The following is a 16,618-nucleotide window of genomic DNA, read 5'->3' as shown; positions in this document are numbered from 1 at the left end:
GTGGATCGAACTGCACGGGCGGTCGGAAGCAGGAACCCGCCGAGACGACTGCGCAAGGAGCCATCCATGCGCAGCGTGGTAGGAATCTCCGGCCTAAAGGCCGGGGAGGATGTCAAAAGACCTCAGCTGCCCAACACTGTGCAGCTGACAAAAAATACAGTTCTCTTGGGAGAGGAGCCGAGGGTGGTGGCGTTGGCGGCGCGGAGCGCTTGGGAGCGGATCCACCGGTTGGGAAAGGGGCGGCAAATGCTAACGTCAGAGTAGGGATCTTTCCGCTGGGCAAGGGATCCCGTTACCCTGGTTTTTGGCTTTTTCCCCAAGATCTGGATGTTGAGAGCTGGAATTGTCGGCCTGCCCAACGTAGGCAAATCTACCTTGTTCAACGCCCTCTGTGAAAATGCCAAAGCCGAGGCGGCCAACTTTCCCTTCTGCACCATTGAGCCGAATGTGGGGCGGGTGGCGGTGCCCGACGAGCGCTTGCAGGTGCTGGCCAAGATCAGCGGTTCTGCCGAGATCATCCCCAGCCAAATCGAGTTTGTGGATATTGCCGGGCTGGTGGCTGGAGCCAGCAAGGGGGAGGGTCTGGGCAACCAGTTTCTCTCCCACATTCGCCAGGTGGACGCCGTGGTGCACGTGGTGCGCTGCTTCCAAGACGAGAACATTGTGCATGTGGCGGGTTCGGTGGATCCCTTGCGGGATATCGGGGTGATCAACTTGGAGCTAGCCTTGGCGGATTTGGCCCAGATCGAGCGGCGCATAGAGCGGGTGCGCAAGCAGGCAAAGTCCGACAAAACCGCCCAACTCGAGTTGCAGGCTCTGGAACAATTACAGGCTGCCTTGGACGAGGGCAAGCCGGCTCGCCTGGTACCCCTCAGCCCAGAAGAAGAGCAGTTGATCAAAGGGTTGGGGCTGCTCACCCGCAAAAAAGTCATCTACGCCGCCAATGTGGCGGAAACGGATCTGGCCAGCGGCAATGCCTGGGTGGAGCAGGTGCGGCAATTTGCCGAGGCGGAAGGGGCAGGTGTGGTGGTGGTCTCAGCCCAGGTGGAGGCGGAACTGGTGGAGCTGCCCCCCGACGAGCGACAGGCCTATCTGGATTCGTTAGGGGTAAAAGAGGGCGGGCTGAAATCTCTCATCCGAGCCACCTACGAGCTGTTGGGCTTGCGCACCTACTTTACCTCTGGCCCCAAAGAAACCCGCGCTTGGACGATTCCAGTCGGCGCCACAGCCCCTCAGGCAGCCGGGGTGATCCACTCCGATTTTGAGCGGGGCTTCATCCGGGCCGAGACGGTGGCCTATGCCGATCTGGTGGCGGCGGGATCCCTGAATGCCGCCAAAGAAAAGGGCCTGCTGCGCAGCGAAGGCAAAGACTACGTCGTCCAGGAAGGGGACGTGATGCACTTCCGCTTCAATGTCTAGTTCCCTATCCTCCTGCATCTCTCAGGCAAGCTGGGTTTTCTCAGAAACTGAAGACTTGCTCCCTGTCTTTAGGCAAAAAGACTTAACCCGCCCTGGACAAGGGATCCCAGCGCAGCTCCGGCTGGGTCTGAGAGGGGGCCTTTTCCTAAGAAAACGGTTGACGCTGTAACGAAACATCACAATAATTGGACTAGATAAACAAATGTTTTAGGGATGTATTGATGGATCTGCTGCAATACGGCCCGATGGCCTGGGTTTACATGGCGATCTTTGCCTCTATCATTTGGTGTATTTGGGGTCGTTCGGAAGACGACATCATGTTCTAGCCAGAGCGGGAGAGCTTCCTCTGTCGGCGGGGGCCATTCCTTGCGCTTGAGCCGGCAGGGGCAGCCTTTCACCAATCGTGGCTCTGTAAGGACGTTGTAAAAAATTTTGTAGAATCCTGTTGGGCTTGCGCCAGCCTTGGGATTGACGGCAATACCATCCTAGGCAGTGGGAGACTTTTCCCCCTGCTTTTGCAACACGGCAGCCTGCAGCGGTTATGGGTGTTACCAGCTTGATCTCCCGACGTCCTCTGCCTGGGGCAGAACAGACGCCAGGGGGCTACCGTCTTTCTTGGCGGGGCGTTGGGGTGATGGGGGTGCTAAACGTTACCCCCGACAGCTTCAGCGATGGCGGCCAGTGGGGATCCCCAGAAGCGGCTGTGCAGGCAGCCAAAGCCATGGCAGCGGCAGGGGCCTTGATCGTGGATATTGGCGGCGAGTCCACCCGTCCGGGAGCCGAGCCGGTATCGGTGGAGGTGGAATGCGACCGAGTCTTGCCCGTGATCCGGGCCCTGGAAGGATCCGGGATCCCCATCAGCGTCGATACGCGCAGAACGGAGGTGGCGGCTGCGGCTTTGGCTGCCGGGGCGCACATCATCAACGATGTCAGCGGGCTGCGGGATCCCCAAATGATACAGGTCTGTGCCGAAAAGGGGGTGCCGGCGGTGATCATGCACATGCGGGGAGAACCGCGCACCATGCAGCAGCAGACCGACTATGCTGACCTGGAGGGGGAGGTTTTCGGTTTTCTCAGGGAACAGGCAGAGCGGGCCCTGGCAGCGGGCGTGCCCAGCGTTGTTTTGGATCCGGGCTTGGGCTTTGCCAAAACTGCTGAGCAGAATGTAACCCTGCTCAAAGCCCTACCGCGGCTGGTGGCCTACGGCTACCCAGTTTTGGTGGGGGCATCCCGCAAAAGTTTTGTGGGCAAGCTTTCCGGCATTGCCGTGCCCAGCGAGCGAGACAGCGCCAGCGTGGCCGTCCACCTGTTTGCGGCCAGCCGGGGAGCTGCCCTGGTACGGGTTCACAACGTGCCGGCTCATGTTTCCGCCCTCGCCACTTGGGAAGCTCTGCACCATGATGCAGGGTAGGCTGGTGCTGCAGGGCCTTGTCTTTCATGCTTACCACGGCCACTGCCCGGAGGAAGCAGTTTTGGGCGGGCGCTTTGTGGTGGATGTGGAGATGCAGCTTTCCCTGGCCCAGATCCAGGATGACCTCTCTGGCACAGTGGACTATGCCCAAGTGTATGAGATGGTGCGGCAAGAGGTGACCGGCCAGCGCCGCCGCTTGATCGAGACCTTGGCAGACCAGATTGCAGAGCGGCTGTGGCAGAGCTATCCCCAGCTGGAGGCCCTGACCGTGCGGGTTCACAAGCCCCAAGCTCCCCTGCCGGGGCTGTTCGATGATGTTTACGTAGAGATCGACCGTCGCCGATCTGTATGAATCCCGACCTGGCCTACATTGCCCTGGGAAGCAACTTGGGGGATCCGCTGCAGCAGTTGCGCCTGGCTGTGCAGAAGCTGCCCCAGCTGGGAGAGGTGGCGGCCCGTTCCAGTCTCTACCGCAGCCCAGCCCAAGGGGGGCCACCCGGACAGCCTGATTACCTCAATGCAGTGGTGGCCTTGGATCCCTTCCCCCCTTACCAGTCTCCCCTGGAGTTACTAAGGGCGCTGCTGGCCATCGAGCAGGAGGCAGGACGGGTGCGGCGCATCCGCTGGGAGGCCAGAACCCTGGATTTGGATCTGCTGGCCGTGGGTAACCGGATCCTGAACAGCCCTGAGCTGACGTTGCCCCACCCCCGCATGATGGAACGTGCTTTTGTCTTAGCTCCCTTGGGGGAGATCGCTCCCGACTGGCGTCACCCTGAGACCGGTGTGGGGGTCAAAGAGGCACTCATCAGTTTGGATCAGTCCTGGCTGGAGCGCACAACCCTCGGCTGGGAGTAAGAAAGAGTTTGGTAAGCTGGTTAGGGATTTCGGCAAAAGGGATCCCATGGACAGCCTCCAACTCTGGCAGCGCTACTGCGATTGGCTTTACTACCATCCCGGCCTGGAGATTTTCGTCGATATCAGCCGCATCCGTTTCACTCCCCCTCAGGTGGAAGCGCTGCGGCCTCGCTTTGCCCAGGCTTTTGCCGATATGCAGGCTTTGGAGGCAGGAGCCATTGCCAACCCCGACGAAGGCCGCCAGGTGGGCCACTATTGGCTGCGGGCGCCCGAGCTGGCTCCCACCCCTGAAATCCGGCAGGCCATTCAGGATTCCATTGAGCGAGTGGAAACCTTTGCCGAAAAGATCCATCGCGGAACCATCCCGGCCAGCGGGGGGGGACGGTTCACCGAGCTGCTCTGCATCGGCATTGGCGGCTCAGCTCTGGGGCCGCAATTTGTGGCGGAGGCCCTGGCTCCGCTGCACCCCCCCCTGAACATCCACTTCATCGACAATACGGATCCCGACGGGTTCGATCGGGTGCTGGGGCGGCTGGCAGACCAACTGGGGCAAACGCTGGTGATCACCACCTCCAAATCCGGCGGCACCCCAGAGCCCCGCAATGGCTTGGTGGAGGTGAAGCTGGCCTACCAAAAGGCTGGGATCCCTTTTTCTGCGCATGCGGTGGCCATCACCGGCCCCGGCAGCCAATTGGAGCAGCAGGCGCGGCAGGAGGGGTGGTTGGAGGTCTTCCCCATCTTCGACTGGGTGGGGGGGCGCACCTCCGAAACGTCCCCGGTGGGCCTGTTGCCGGCAGCGTTGCAGGGCATTGATATCCGGGCTTTGCTGGCCGGGGCCGCCACCATGGATGAGGCCACCCGCCTGCCCCACCTGGAGCGCAACCCTGCCGCTCTACTGGCCATGGCCTGGTACATCGTCGGTCAAGGGCAAGGGCGCAAGGACATGGTGGTTTTGCCCTACAAGGATCGCCTGCTGCTGTTTAGCCGTTACTTACAACAGTTGGTGATGGAATCCCTGGGCAAATCCCACGATCTAAACGGCAACCGCGTGGAGCAGGGCATCGCCGTTTACGGCAATAAGGGCACCACCGACCAACATGCCTACGTCCAACAGTTGCGGGATGGCTTGAACAACTTCTTTGTCACCTTCATCGAGGTGCTTCAGGATCGGGAGCCTGGGATCCCTTCCCCCTTCGTGGAGCCGCAGGTGACCAGTGGCGACTACCTGAGCGGCCTGCTGCAGGGCACCCGCCAGGCTCTCTACGAAAACGGTCGCGACTCCATTACCGTGACGCTGCCACGGGTGGATGCCCGCTCGGTGGGGGCCTTGATTGCCCTCTACGAGCGAGCCGTGGGCCTCTACGCCTCCCTAATCCAGATCAACGCTTACCATCAACCGGGGGTGGAAGCAGGCAAGAAAGCCGCCAGCGCTGTCTTGGAGCTGCAACGGCGATTGCTAGAGACGGTGCAGGAGCACCAGGGATCCCTGACTTTGCCCCAACTGGCAGAGAAACTGGGCTGCCCGGAGCGCATAGAAACCCTGTACTGGATTGTGCGGCACTTGCACGCCAATGGCCGCGGAGTGCTCTTGACAGGGGATCCCGCCTGCCCCTTGGAGCTGAGCATCCAGCCCCGGCCCGCTTGATCCTCTGATTTCCTGGATTGGGTGTGGAGCGCAGGCTTGAGTTGGCCAATCTGTACCTGGCCTTAAGCCCTTCCCAGCCAGCCGACCCCCCTGCCTAGAATCGAGCAAGAGTCCACTCCAGGAGGAGACTATGGATCAATCTGCTGCCGTCCTGCCCCTACAAACCCCGAAAGATGTCTCCATCGAAGATATTGAGCAGGAGCTGAACAAGATCTGGTCTTCCAAAGGAGAGAGCGTTGCCGCCCGCGCTGCCACCTTTACCCTGGTGGTGTACGAATCTCTGGACGATGCGCTGTTGCTGCCTTCCCCCACCGTCGAAGCCATCGCCACCCAGAACCCCTGTCGCGTCATTGACCTGCGAGCCAAACGGGAGGGATCTGCAGACGACGCCATCGAGGCCCAGGTGGCCGCCTACTGTCCGGTGACCCGTGAGCAGCGCAGCTCGTTGGTCTGTTGCGAATACATCACCCTGAAAGCGCCCGAATCGGCCTTTGTGCGGGCCTGCAGCACCGTTGCCTCGCTGCTGATCCCCAACTTGCCCACCTTTTTGTGGTGGCAAGGGGATCTGGATTTGAACAGCTTGCTGTTTCAAAAATTGGTGGCTCTGAGCAACCGGGTCATCGTCGATTCACGGGGCTTTGTCAATCCAGAAGAAGATCTGCAGGAAATCCACCTCTTGGTGGGTGAGGGGCGCCACTGTGGGGATCTCAACTGGCGGCGGCTGCTGCCTTGGCAGGAACTCACCGCCCAAGCCTTTGACCCTCCCGACCGGCGGGAGTCCCTATACCTCGTAGATCGCGTGAACCTCGACTACAAAGCCGGCAATCCCTGCCAGGCGTTCCTTTTCCTGGGCTGGCTGGCCGGTCGCCTGGGATGGACTCCCACAGAGCGGGTTCAGGCTCAAGAACACGATTACAAGATTGACCGCATCCGCTTTCAAACCCAAATGGGCGGTGAGGTGATGGCAGAACTGGCGGCTGTGCCCTTGGCCTCGGAAATCAGCCAGCCGGGGGATCTCATCGGGCTGCGCCTCACCTCCAGCAACCAAGAAGCCGACGCCTGTACTGTGCTGTGCTCCGAAATCACAGGGTGTATGCGCATGGAAGCCATGGGGGGTGCTCAGAGATGTGTGGTTCGCCAGGTGGCTCCCCTGGAGCAAGACTCCCTCGACACCCTGCTGGCTGCCGAGTTGCAGCGGCTTGGCCCCGACTACCTCTACGAAGAAACCCTAGGGGTGGTGGATCAGATGCTGAAGCTGGGCAAAAGCTGAGATCTGCTTCTGGTTTAAGTGACATACTCCCGCACTCATACTGATGCAAAGCGCTCCGCGCCGCTAAAGCGAGAGAGTGCGGGCTTCAAGGACTCCGTCCCGCTAACGCGAACAGTGACTCCGGTTAGCGCTCCGCGCTGCTAGCGCGAAAAGGACGGGATGCCCCACCACCCTGTACTTGATGTTTATAGCGGCAGTGTATAAAACCCCGCTACTTTTTATGTTTATGGCACCAGTCAAGGACAAAACATCATGTCCCCGCCTTTCATCCCGACTCTCACCCTGGATAGTGGCTAGCCACTAGTCACTAGCCCCTAATAGAGGGCGGGGCTTCCCAGCGGTGTAGCTAACGGGGTGCAGGGGCAATCAGTCCCGCGCCCTGTCCACAGGACGAGCGCCGGGAGGATGTTATAGTAGCTACAGAGGGGTCGGCTAGCTGCGCAAGGTCACCGGAAATTGTGTTGCCAACTGCGCCCTCACCTGGTTTTGCAGAGCTTCTACCTCCGCATCCGTGAGGGTGCGATCGGGAGCGCGGTACACTAGGCGGAAGGCAAGGCTGCGCTGCCCTACAGGTGCTCCTTGGCCCCGGTACTCGTCGAAAAGCTGCACCGATTGGAGAAGTTCTCCGCCCGCTCGACGGATAACCTTCTCGATCTCACCAACGGCAAGGTCGAGTGGCGCAAAGAAGGCGATATCCCGATCGGCAGCAGGAAAGGGCGAAAAGGGGACAAATTGCACAATGCCCCGTCTCTCCAGGCTTTCCAGCAAGGGATCCAACTGCAGCTCAAACCCATAGACCTGATCTGGCAGCCCCTTTTCCTGACAGAGGCGGGGGTGCAGTTGCCCGAACAAACCGATGCGGGATCCCTCAATCCACAAACTGGCCTGGCGACCGGGGTGAAGCAGGGACGATTGCTCTTCAGGGGGATCCAGACGAAACTCCGGGCCAAATCCCAGCCGCTCCAGGGCAGAGACCAGCAGTCCCTTGGCCTCGAACCAGTCCATGGGTCGGTTGCGGTGCTGCCAATCGTGGGGATTGGGATCCCCGCCCAAGATGCCGCCGATGTGCTCGGCCTCTCGGTAAGGGTGGGGGTTGGGGGGAAGGGCATGGGCAAAAACACGACCGATTTCAAAGGCTTGGAGCGGGCCGTTGCCTTGATCCCAGTTGAAGCGGAAGGCCTCCACCAGGCCGGGAAGTAGCGCATTGCGCACGGCTGAATATTCAGGCGAAAGTGGATTGGCAATCCTCACCAAAGATCCATCCTCCTCCGCTGGGCAGAGGGAGATGTGATACACCTCCGTCAGGCCAATGCCCCGCAGCACTTCTCGGATCTGGCGGGTGAATGTTTCCCGCGCCGAAAGGGATCCCACCTGCGGCTCGGTGGGTAGGGTTTCTGAGAAGCGGTCATAGCCGTAGAGACGGGCAAACTCCTCGATGAGGTCGATCTCCCGCTCAATGTCCCGCAGGCGATAGGGGGGAACGACGACCTGCCAAACGCAGCTGGCCACGGTTGCCGTCTCGGTAGCGGGGGAGAGGGCACTCTGGGAATTGGCCCCTTCGCAACGGGAGAGCTGAAAGCCCAAGGCAGATAGGATCTCCTCCACATCCGCCGCCTGCACCTCGTCCCCCAACACATCGATCAGCCGCGACAGCCGCAATTTCAGGCTGCGTTCCAGGGGGGGCCGCCGGTCAAAGGTGGTGAGGCCGGCCACTGCTCCCCCTGCCAGTTCCAGGATCAACTGCACCGCCCGATCTCGGGCCTGATCGAGGGTGGCAAAGTTAACCCCTCGCTCATAGCGAGTCGAAGCCTCGGTGCGCAGACCTTGAGACCGGGCCGAGCGCCGCGTCACCGCCGGATCGAATACGGCTGCTTCCAAGAAAATGCGGGTGGTGGTCGAGCCGACCTCGGTTTCTTCCCCTCCCATGACCCCGGCCAGGGCTACCGGTTGGCTGCCGGCCACAATGAGATGGCTATCGGCTTGCAAGGTGCGGGTTTGGCCGTCCAAGGTCTTTAAGGTTTCTCCCGGCTGGGCAAAGCGCACCTCGATGGTGGGTTTCTTCTTGCCCATGACCTGGAGCAGGCGCTCCCAGTCAAAGGCGTGCAAGGGCTGGCCCCATTCCAGCAGGATCAGGTTGGTAACATCCACTACGTTGTTGATGGAGCGCATCCCGGCGGCGGCCAGTCGGTGTTTTAGCCAGTCGGGGGAAGGGCCGACTTTCACCCCCTCGATCAACACGCCACTGTAGGCGGGGCAGGCTTTGGCGTCGGCAATGCGCAACTGAAAGTTGGGGATGGGCTTGGTTTGGAGAGGCTGGACGGGGGGCAGGCGCAGCGGGTTGCGGGTGAGGGCAGCCACTTCGCGGGCGATCCCCACCATGCTCAGGGCATCGGCCCGGTTGGCGGTGGAAGTGAGATCCAGCACCACATCGTCCAAGCCTAGAAGGGGGCGCACATCAGAGCCAAGCGGATGAACCTCCAGATCCAAGTCGGGCGGGAATTCGTGGATCCCTTCGGAAGATTTCTCCAGCCCCAGCTCGGCCAGAGAGCAGATCATGCCCTCCGAGATCACCCCCCGCTTGTCGGCTTTGGCAATGGTGAGGGAGAGGGCGGGCAAATGGGTGCCGGGCGTGGCCACTGCTACCAGGATCCCAGGGCGGGCGTTGGCAGCTCCACAGACAATGGTGGCAGGCCGATTGGATCCCAAGTCCACCTGGCAAACCTGCAGCTTGTCGGCGTTGGGGTGAGGCTCGGCAGCCAGGATCCTGCCCAAAACCACCCCATCTGCCCAGGTGCGGCGGTCTTCGATCTCTTCCACTTCAAACCCCGCCAGGGTGAGGGCCTCTCCCAGTTCTTCGGGTGAAAGTTGGAAATCCACCAGTTCTCGCAGCCACTTCAAGGAGATGCGCATCGCTGAGCCATCGGTGCAAACGCCGCACCCATTATCGCTCACCTGGCCCTCTTCTCCAGCCGGGATCCCGGCCCAAGATCGTGGGATGGCATAGACCCGGTTCTGGCCGGAACCGGTGGGACAGGGTGGGATGCTAAAACGGTGAAGGCGACGGCTAAGGTCAGATCCAGCGGATGGCAAGGTGAGGAAAGATGAAGGAAGACTGGGCAAAACGGTTGCGCAACGGGCTGGTTGCCGCGGCAGCTGTGCTCTTAGCGGTGGGTTTGTTTTTGGCCAGCCAGGGTCGTCAGGCGGGCAGCAACCTAGAGGCTCTAGCCCAAGAGGCCATACCTTGGGAGCAAGCTCAGGCCAATGGCAAACCTTCTTTGGTGGAGTTCTACGCCGATTGGTGCACCACCTGCCGAGCGATGGCGCCCCTCCTGGCCAATCTCAAAAAGGAATTTGCCGATCAAGTCAACTTTGTCATGCTCAATGTGGATAATCCCAAGTGGCTTCCAGAACTGAGCCGCTACCGGGTGAACGGCATCCCCCATTTTCTGTTTTTGGATCGGCAGGGAGAAGTGCTGGGATCGGCGATTGGAGAACAGCCGCCGCCGATTTTGCGAGCCAATGTGTTGGCTCTGGCAACTGGACAGCCCCTGCAGTTGACCAACATCGGGCCGGTGTCTGAGCTGGAGCGGGGCAGGCGCGCCCTCCCCAGTCAGCCGGATCCCCGCAGTCATGGTTAGGAGTTTGGTCCAGGGTTTTGTTGTCTTGGACACAGGCGGAAAGGTCTGGCCTCGGTTTGATATTGGATAACTTCTATCCATTCTCGTAGCTCACAAGAACAGGCCATGGCTGTCGAGACAACACCGATTTTGCCGGATCCGCAACGGTTGATCCCGAGCGAGCGCCTCAGACAAGTAAACTACCCGGCCCTGACTGCTTCGCAGTACAGGGCGGGCTTTCGGTAGCCCTGCAGTTGGCAAGCCAACCACGGGCCTCTAGGCTGGTTTACGACAGCCCCAAGCTTGGCAATCATGTTGGCCCCATTCCAGTCCGCATCCCCTTCCCATCCACAGTGCCCACACTTGAACTGCTTCCCACTGCGATAGGATTGCGTAGGATCGGGATGGACGTGCAAACACCGGTGGCAGGTCTGCGACGTGTAGGCAGGCGGAACAAGAATCAAGGTAACCCCTGCACGCAGAGCCTTGTATTCCAGAAACTGCCTCAGCTGGTAGAACGCCCAACTGTTGGCCCTGCGCCGTTCAGCTTTGCTGCGTGGCTGTTGATTGACCCTTTCCCGGATCCCTGTCAAGTCTTCCAGAGCAATAGCGCTGTTTGTGGCTTTTGCCCTAGAGACAATAGCTTTGGAGATGCGATGATTGACCCACGTTTTTGCTACGCAACGCTGACGCGACTGAAAGCGTCTCTCCTTGCCAGACAGCCGTTGCAGCAGTTCTCTGCATCTGCGCCGCGAACTGCGTGTGCCCTTACTGGCTTTGCATTGGAGTGCCGCCCTCAACCGGGAGTAGTGGTCTCGGACTCTGTTCAACTGCTGTCCATTCCAGTTCTTCCCCTCTGAGGTATGAGCGATATCTATCCTTCCCAAATCCACCCCGATCACCTTGTCGGTATCTTGTTGCTTGGGTGGTTTTTTCTCTACGCAAATCTGGATGTAGTAGGAGCCGTCTCTGCGCTTGACCAGAGTGGCCGATTTGGGATTGGAGCCCGCCAACTGTTCTCTCTGGTAACGGCCAATCGCCAGCTCAAAGCGCTCTCGACCCTCCACTGTGGTCAGCGACACCGTCCAGTCTTTCTCGCGGAACGAAAAGATACGAGCGTCATAGGTCGCGAAGCCCCCCTTGAACGCTTTGACGGGGCGGTTTTTCTGTCGGGCAACCTTGCGGGCACCGGCCAGCCGTCTGCAGACCTGCTGAGCCAAGTTACTGGACAAGCCGAACCGGGCACGGATTTCGCGGTAGCACAGAGATTGAAGTTTAACGGCGTTGGTGACTTTCTCGGGCGTGTTTTGGTTGACCCAGTTCAACGCCTGCACAAAGGCATCCAAGGTCGCGTCCAACTTTGCGGCCTGCGACTGGGACACCTTGAGCTTACAGGAGACGGTCAGGACTTGGGTCATGGTTCTATCGTAACTTCCGCATTCCTCCCGACACTGACCCTACGGGTACAGTGCGGGGCTCCTGCGATTTCTAGCTGAATGTCCGCTCCAATTCAGCCGGGCTCCGGCAGCTTTTGGGACATTTGGCGGTGATGGCGGTGAGTGGCAGCCTGTGGGTGACCCAGAAAGGTGTCAATGGCTGGATTGCCCTGCCGGCGCTGGTGGTTTACGGGGCCAGTTTGGCGACGATGTTTGCTGCTTTGCACGAATGTGTACACCGCACCGCTTTTGCCAGCCCAAAACTGAATGACGGGGTAGCCTGGGTGGCGGGCTTGCTCTCATTTTACAACAGCACTTTTTATCGCCGATACCACAAATGGCACCACCGCTATACCCAGATTCCGGGCAAGGATCCGGAGCTGGAGGATCCCAAACCCCAGAGCTGGCCGGAGTATTTGCTCGAGCTGAGCGGCTTGACTTGGTGGATCGGCAAGGTGAAGACCTACATCCGCATAGCCAGCGGCCAGTTGCAAGGCTATCCCTACATTCCTGAATCGGCCCGCCAAGAGGTCATTCGTTCGGTGCGGTTGCAGCTAGGGGTCTACGGCCTTGGGAGCTTGCTCTCCCTTCTGCTGGGGGATCCCTGGATAGTGTGGCTGTGGCTGTTGCCTTTGGCGGTAGGGCAGCCGATCTTGCGCTTCATTTTGCTGGCAGAGCACACAGGCTGTAGCCAAACCGAGGATCCCTTCTCCAATACCCGTACCACCCTTACCCTTTGGCCAATCCGCTTTTTGATGTGGAATATGCCTTACCATGCTGAGCATCACCTTTACCCCTCCATTCCATTTCATGCTTTGGCCGATGCCCATCAATACCTCAAGCCCCATCTGGCTCATCTAGGGCAGGGGTATGTGCGGGTTCATCGTCAGGTGATTGAACAATTTCAGGCATGACTCACTACACCTGGAGCCTGAACGATTTTCAGCTACAGTGCGGGATCCAACTGCCCCAAATCACGCTCGCCTACGCCACCTACGGGACTCTTTCCCCCCGAAAAGACAACCTGATCCTCTACCCCACCTCCTATGGGGCTCAGCATCCCGACCTGGAGTGGCTGATTCGTCCCGACGGCATCCTCAACCCGCAGCGGTGGTTTATCCTCATTCCCAATATGCTGGGCAATGGCCTTTCCACTTCCCCCAGCAACGATCCAGCCTGTGGCTTGCGGGAAGATGGCTTCTGGTTTAGCCACTGGGACAATGTGCGCCTGCAGGAGAGCCTGATTCGCCAACACTTTGGGATCGAACGCATCCGCCTGATCTACGGCTGGTCGATGGGGGCTCAGCAAGCCTATCACTGGGGATCCCTGTTTCCTGAGCGGGTGGAACGGATCGTAGCCCTCTGTGGCACCGCCAAGACCACAGTTCACAATCGGGTTTTTCTGGAGAGTTTGCGCTCAGCCCTAACTGCCGATCCCGCCTGGAACGGTCGTCGATTTACGGGTGTCCCGGAGCGAGGTCTGCGAGCTTTTGCCCACATCTACGCCAGTTGGGCTGTTTCCCAACCTTTTTTCAACCAAAAATGCTATGAATCCTTGGGGTATGCCTCTCTCGAAGATTATCTAGAGCGAGGCTGGGAGGCCAATTACCGCCGCCGGGATCCGCAGAATTTGCTATCGATGATCGAAACTTGGATCCGCTGCGATATCAGCGACAACCCCATTCACCGGGGAGATTATCGGGCTGCTTTGAGGGCAATTCAGGCCCAAACATTGGTGATGCCCGCCCAAACGGATCTGTACTTCACCCCAGAAGATTGTCGGGCTGAGGCAGAATGGATCCCGAACGCGGTTTACAAGATCATCCCCTCCATTTGGGGGCACCGGGCCGGTAATCCTCATCAAAACCCCGAGGATGAAGCTTTTATCCGCACAGCCGTGCAGGAGTTCCTGGAGAGCTGAGGGCACCTACACAGATCCTACACAGATTGCAGGCGCAGGTGTTGCACCAGAGCCTGTAGTCCCAACAGGTAGCTTTGTGCCCCGAAGCCGCTGATTTGCCCAACCGCTACGGCAGCAATGTAAGAGTGCTGGCGGAAGGGCTCGCGGCGATGGATGTTGCTTAGGTGGACTTCCACAGTGGGCAATCCTACGGCTGCAATGGCATCTCGGAGAGCAATGCTGGTGTGGGTATAGGCCCCAGGGTTGATCAGAATGCCGACATGCTGCTGGCGGGCACGGTGAATGGCATCGATGAGCACCCCCTCATGGTTGGACTGGAGAATCTCCAGCTTCGCCCCTAGCATTTCTGCCTGCCGATGCAGAGCCTGATCGATCTGCTCTAGGGATACTGAGCCGTAGATGCCCACCTCTCGCACCCCCAGCAGGTTGAGGTTGGGGCCATGCAGTACCAAAAGGCTCAGAGGCTCGCCGCCGGGGGCAATGGCAGTCGGATTAACGACGACGATGGGATCCATCTTCTACCGGAATGGGAGCAGGTTGAGGCTGGGGGTTCCCCAGCAGGGTGTCGATCACACGTTCCACCCATTCCCGGATCTTTTCCAGCACCTTTTCTACCCAATCCATCCGATCTGCCTCGCGAGGTTTTACGAAGGGAGTTTATTCGACGGACTTCTATGATAGCGCTTCTTTCCGAGGGGTGTAGAGCTGACTGGCTGGCCGGCCTTTTTCCCCAGCAGGGATCCCTTGTTTTGCCTACCCTTTTACAAGAATCTGAAGAAAATCCAAAACCCCTCAGCCAGACCAGTTCTTCAGCATCTGGCTAATGGTTCTGCAGATGATCCGCAGGGTCATGGAGCGCAGCAGGATCCCCATCTGAAGGTCTGTCCCCGGCAATTCAAATCGCTCCGCCTGGCCCGCCACCGTCAAAGTTAGGGTGGATCCCCGCTGCAGGAAGAGGGCGCCGCCGGGGTTGAGATCCCGTTTCAGGGTTTGCAGCTCTTGATCGGAGGGATCCCGCAGCACCACCAGATCGCTGCCTTCGTAGGCCAAGCCCTCCCGCTCCAGGGTCTCTTCGTCGGCTTCCGCCAAAAGCAGATCCAGTTGGGGATGGCGCAGCAGGGTTTTCACCTGGCGAAAGAGGCTGCCCTGCAGGGGTCTAGAGCTGTGGTTCAGCAGCACACCCTCCCGACAGACGGATCCCACACATGCGTTGGGGCGGTGGGACAAAATATGCTCCACCAAGGTGTGCGCCTCGGCCAAGGTAAGGCGGTTAAAGGTCAAAATCGGGATGCGGGCCGTCTTGGGAAACAGATGGTCGAGGATTGCCCCCGGCACATCCACTCCCGCGCCAATGGCAGGTTTTTGGTGCATGAGCACACCTGGCGCAGCATTGATCTCGATGATCCCCAGGGATCCCTCCTTCCAGGAGCGCTCCAGGCTGGGGGCAATGACATCGATGCCCAAGCACACCAGCGAGAACTGCTGGGCAATGGTTTGGGCCAAAACCACGTTGTCGGGATGGACGGTGGCCGTGACATCGCGGCTCACTCCTCCCGCCGAGAGATTGGATACCTTGCGCAGATAGACCGTCCGCCCCGGTTCCAGCACACTGTCCACTGTCAAGCCTTGCTCTGCCAGAAAGCGCTCCATTGCCTCATCCCATTGGATCGGCCCCAGGGGAGAAGTAGGGGTATCCCAACGGACGGGATCCCGGTTGGCCTGCTCGATGAGCTGCCCGATGGTGCTTTGGCCATCTCCCGTCACTGAGGCGGGGCGTCGTTCTGTAGCCGCCACAAAGCGGCCTCCCACACACAACAGGCGAAAATCAGTGCCCTGCAGATGCTTTTCCAGGATCAGCCGGATGGGCTCCTCAGGGGGAAGGGCTGCCACGGCTACCTCGTAGGCAAAGGCCAGTTCTTCTGGGGTTTGAATGCCTGCTGTTACCCCCATCCCCTTGTGGCCGGCCACCGGCTTGAGCACCACCGGATAGCCGATTTCTTGCGCTTGCTGCAAAGCTTCTGCCAAAGAGGCGACCACCTCTCCCTGGGGCACGGGGAACCCTTGCGCCGCCAGAAAGGCTTTGCAATCGTCTTTGCGGGTGGTGAAGTCAGAGTCGAGATGGCTGTCGCAGTGAAAGGTGGTGGCCACCCCTCGCACCTGGTTGCGACCATAGCCATACTGCATCACCCCTTCATCCCATAGGTAGTAGGTAGGGATCCCGCGTTCGTGAGCAGCCCGCAGGAGGGCATAGACCGTCGGCCCGCCGTACACCGAGTCGCGAAACAATTGCTGCAGGCGGCGCATCTCCCCTTCAAAATCGAAGGGCTGCCCCTGGGCGATGGCTTCCAGCCAATCCCAAGCAAAATAAACCGCGGCACAAGTGGTACGGCCATGCAAGGTCTGCACCGCGATGCGCACATACTCTGGAAACAGGTGACAGCTCCACTTCTGCAAGTGGAGATCCATCTGCAACCGGTTCACCTCCGCCACCAGCCGGGCAAACAAGTGGGCGTAGGAAGGATAGGATCCCTCCTGCAACTGGGGGAAATGGAAGCAGACCTTGGACAGGTAGACATCAATGGGCAGCGGCTGTGGGCACTGGGTGAGGGCAAAGTCGAAGGTGAAAGCGGCTGTATTGAGATAGGGGTTAGGGCCGAGATAATGCTTCAGGTTGAAAATGTCGAAAACATCCGACTCGCGCGCGTTGATGCGGGGCACGCCCGCCGCCTCCTGCAAAACCATAACCGGCCTCAAGATGAAGAGAAACAGCAGCCTCAGCTTGGGGAAAACCTAACTCCCCCGGCTTGGACCGCTTCCATTATTCCCGATCCGGCCCCCATCCCCGGCGGCTTGCCTTCGCAGCACAAGGGATCCCAGCTAGCCTTTTGCTGGTCAATTAACAGTTGCCTGACAGGCAACTTGGTAACTTGGAAAACCCTTCCCACCCTCTGATCGGGTTGGGGTTATTTCGAGTTGCAGTGCAACTGTTTGCCAATTCTGGGATCCCCTCTCCTCATAATCGGCAAGGGGCTGGGAGTGCTTGC

The 16,618-nt window shown here is 59.6% G+C and carries 15 protein-coding genes; 10 read left to right on the top strand and 5 right to left on the bottom strand.

The window, feature by feature from the left end:
- Positions 1-66 precede the first annotated feature (66 nt).
- The 7 genes from ACVWY9_RS02580 (at position 67) to ACVWY9_RS02550 (ending at position 6,600) form a co-directional block, all read left to right on the top strand.
- Positions 67-264, top strand: a complete 198-nt coding sequence (locus ACVWY9_RS02580) for a hypothetical protein (RefSeq protein WP_457387406.1) — start codon at positions 67-69, stop codon at positions 262-264.
- Positions 265-327: 63 nt separating this feature from the next.
- The gene (ychF, locus tag ACVWY9_RS02575; RefSeq protein WP_011434459.1) at positions 328-1,419 is read left to right on the top strand and encodes a redox-regulated ATPase YchF; all 1,092 of its coding nucleotides are present in this window, start codon (positions 328-330) and stop codon (positions 1,417-1,419) included.
- Between the two features lie 541 nt (positions 1,420-1,960).
- Positions 1,961-2,830, top strand: a complete 870-nt coding sequence (folP, locus tag ACVWY9_RS02570) for a dihydropteroate synthase (protein ID WP_457387405.1) — start codon at positions 1,961-1,963, stop codon at positions 2,828-2,830.
- Complete coding sequence (folB, locus tag ACVWY9_RS02565; protein WP_414417813.1) at positions 2,817-3,182, top strand: dihydroneopterin aldolase; 366 nt, start codon at positions 2,817-2,819, stop codon at positions 3,180-3,182. The genes folP and folB overlap by 14 nt, the downstream gene beginning before the upstream one ends.
- Positions 3,179-3,685, top strand: a complete 507-nt coding sequence (gene folK / locus ACVWY9_RS02560; RefSeq protein ID WP_457387404.1) for a 2-amino-4-hydroxy-6-hydroxymethyldihydropteridine diphosphokinase — start codon at positions 3,179-3,181, stop codon at positions 3,683-3,685. The genes folB and folK overlap by 4 nt, the downstream gene beginning before the upstream one ends.
- 46 nt (positions 3,686-3,731) lie before the next feature.
- Positions 3,732-5,330: a glucose-6-phosphate isomerase gene (locus ACVWY9_RS02555; protein WP_457387403.1), complete on the top strand. Its 1,599-nt coding sequence runs from the start codon at positions 3,732-3,734 to the stop codon at positions 5,328-5,330.
- Between the two features lie 130 nt (positions 5,331-5,460).
- Positions 5,461-6,600 carry a glucose-6-phosphate dehydrogenase assembly protein OpcA gene (locus tag ACVWY9_RS02550; RefSeq protein WP_414350034.1) on the top strand — a complete coding sequence of 380 codons (1,140 nt, stop codon included), beginning with the start codon at positions 5,461-5,463 and terminating at the stop codon, positions 6,598-6,600.
- A gap of 432 nt (positions 6,601-7,032) precedes the next feature.
- Here the strand turns inward: ACVWY9_RS02550 and pheT are convergent, their stop codons facing one another.
- Positions 7,033-9,510, bottom strand: coding sequence for a phenylalanine--tRNA ligase subunit beta (pheT, locus tag ACVWY9_RS02545; RefSeq protein WP_457387420.1), 2,478 nt, complete (start codon positions 9,508-9,510; stop codon positions 7,033-7,035).
- A gap of 191 nt (positions 9,511-9,701) precedes the next feature.
- On the opposite strand from pheT, the gene ACVWY9_RS02540 reads away from it, so the two are divergent.
- Positions 9,702-10,238: a thioredoxin domain-containing protein gene (locus ACVWY9_RS02540; protein ID WP_457387402.1), complete on the top strand. Its 537-nt coding sequence runs from the start codon at positions 9,702-9,704 to the stop codon at positions 10,236-10,238.
- 179 nt (positions 10,239-10,417) lie between these two features.
- Here ACVWY9_RS02540 and ACVWY9_RS02535 read toward each other — a convergent pair whose 3' ends face one another.
- The gene (locus tag ACVWY9_RS02535; protein ID WP_457387401.1) at positions 10,418-11,635 is read right to left on the bottom strand and encodes an RNA-guided endonuclease InsQ/TnpB family protein; all 1,218 of its coding nucleotides are present in this window, start codon (positions 11,633-11,635) and stop codon (positions 10,418-10,420) included.
- A 131-nt stretch (positions 11,636-11,766) separates the two neighbouring features.
- Between ACVWY9_RS02535 and ACVWY9_RS02530 the strand changes: the two genes are divergently transcribed.
- Together ACVWY9_RS02530 and ACVWY9_RS02525 are read left to right on the top strand one after the other, a co-directional pair.
- Positions 11,767-12,567: a fatty acid desaturase family protein gene (locus ACVWY9_RS02530; protein ID WP_457387419.1), complete on the top strand. Its 801-nt coding sequence runs from the start codon at positions 11,767-11,769 to the stop codon at positions 12,565-12,567.
- Positions 12,564-13,574 carry an alpha/beta fold hydrolase gene (locus ACVWY9_RS02525; RefSeq protein WP_011434449.1) on the top strand — a complete coding sequence of 337 codons (1,011 nt, stop codon included), beginning with the start codon at positions 12,564-12,566 and terminating at the stop codon, positions 13,572-13,574. The genes ACVWY9_RS02530 and ACVWY9_RS02525 overlap by 4 nt, the downstream gene beginning before the upstream one ends.
- 17 nt (positions 13,575-13,591) lie before the next feature.
- Here the strand turns inward: ACVWY9_RS02525 and aroQ are convergent, their stop codons facing one another.
- The 3 genes from aroQ to ACVWY9_RS02510 form a co-directional block, all read right to left on the bottom strand.
- Complete coding sequence (gene aroQ, locus ACVWY9_RS02520; protein ID WP_049749607.1) at positions 13,592-14,089, bottom strand: type II 3-dehydroquinate dehydratase; 498 nt, start codon at positions 14,087-14,089, stop codon at positions 13,592-13,594.
- Positions 14,067-14,198, bottom strand: a complete 132-nt coding sequence (locus ACVWY9_RS02515) for a hypothetical protein (protein ID WP_011434447.1) — start codon at positions 14,196-14,198, stop codon at positions 14,067-14,069. Before ACVWY9_RS02515 ends, aroQ begins: the two co-directional genes overlap by 23 nt.
- Before the next feature lie 168 nt (positions 14,199-14,366).
- On the bottom strand, positions 14,367-16,316 hold the full coding sequence (locus ACVWY9_RS02510) for an acetate--CoA ligase family protein (protein ID WP_457387400.1): 1,950 nt from the start codon (positions 16,314-16,316) through the stop codon (positions 14,367-14,369).
- Positions 16,317-16,618 lie beyond the last annotated feature (302 nt).

The organism is Thermostichus sp. OS-CIW-31, from assembly GCF_054060305.1.
This window is presented reverse-complemented; position numbering and strand designations above follow the sequence as displayed.

Coding starts and splice junctions, on each gene's coding strand:
- ACVWY9_RS02580 (WP_457387406.1), top strand. CDS start 67: ATGCGCAGCGTGGTAGGAATCTCCGGCCTAAAGGCCGGGGAGGATGTC.
- ychF (WP_011434459.1), top strand. CDS start 328: ATGTTGAGAGCTGGAATTGTCGGCCTGCCCAACGTAGGCAAATCTACC.
- folP (WP_457387405.1), top strand. CDS start 1,961: ATGGGTGTTACCAGCTTGATCTCCCGACGTCCTCTGCCTGGGGCAGAA.
- folB (WP_414417813.1), top strand. CDS start 2,817: ATGATGCAGGGTAGGCTGGTGCTGCAGGGCCTTGTCTTTCATGCTTAC.
- folK (WP_457387404.1), top strand. CDS start 3,179: ATGAATCCCGACCTGGCCTACATTGCCCTGGGAAGCAACTTGGGGGAT.
- ACVWY9_RS02555 (WP_457387403.1), top strand. CDS start 3,732: ATGGACAGCCTCCAACTCTGGCAGCGCTACTGCGATTGGCTTTACTAC.
- ACVWY9_RS02550 (WP_414350034.1), top strand. CDS start 5,461: ATGGATCAATCTGCTGCCGTCCTGCCCCTACAAACCCCGAAAGATGTC.
- pheT (WP_457387420.1), bottom strand. CDS start 9,510: ATGCGCATCTCCTTGAAGTGGCTGCGAGAACTGGTGGATTTCCAACTT.
- ACVWY9_RS02540 (WP_457387402.1), top strand. CDS start 9,702: ATGAAGGAAGACTGGGCAAAACGGTTGCGCAACGGGCTGGTTGCCGCG.
- ACVWY9_RS02535 (WP_457387401.1), bottom strand. CDS start 11,635: ATGACCCAAGTCCTGACCGTCTCCTGTAAGCTCAAGGTGTCCCAGTCG.
- ACVWY9_RS02530 (WP_457387419.1), top strand. CDS start 11,767: ATGGCGGTGAGTGGCAGCCTGTGGGTGACCCAGAAAGGTGTCAATGGC.
- ACVWY9_RS02525 (WP_011434449.1), top strand. CDS start 12,564: ATGACTCACTACACCTGGAGCCTGAACGATTTTCAGCTACAGTGCGGG.
- aroQ (WP_049749607.1), bottom strand. CDS start 14,089: ATGGATCCCATCGTCGTCGTTAATCCGACTGCCATTGCCCCCGGCGGC.
- ACVWY9_RS02515 (WP_011434447.1), bottom strand. CDS start 14,198: ATGGATTGGGTAGAAAAGGTGCTGGAAAAGATCCGGGAATGGGTGGAA.
- ACVWY9_RS02510 (WP_457387400.1), bottom strand. CDS start 16,316: ATGGTTTTGCAGGAGGCGGCGGGCGTGCCCCGCATCAACGCGCGCGAG.